Source organism: Frankia sp. AgB32 (genome assembly GCF_023243045.1).
Lineage (GTDB): Bacteria > Actinomycetota > Actinomycetes > Frankiales > Frankiaceae > Frankia.
This window is the reverse complement of the sequence record NZ_JALKFX010000235.1, coordinates 1-203: the sequence shown is the minus strand read 5'-3', so window position 1 is coordinate 203 and position 203 is coordinate 1. Positions and strand designations below refer to the sequence as shown.

Below are 203 nucleotides of genomic sequence, written 5' to 3'. Positions count from 1 at the left end.
GGTGACCGGCGGCGCGTGGAGCCCCGACAACACCCACATCCTCACCACCAGCGGCGACGGCACCGCGCGGATCTGGAACGCCACCACCGGCGACCCCCACCTCACCCTCACCGGCCACACCGACTGGGTGACCGGCGGCGCGTGGAGCCCCGACAACACCCACATCCTCACCACCAGCGGCGACGGCACCGCGCGGATCTGGA

1 protein-coding gene is annotated in these 203 nt (G+C 72.9%); it reads left to right on the top strand.

Annotation, left to right across the window (positions count from 1 at the left end; genetic code table 11):
• Nucleotides 1-203 (top strand): WD40 repeat domain-containing protein (locus MXD60_RS26545; RefSeq protein WP_368861290.1); only part of this gene is annotated, 203 nt, incomplete at both ends.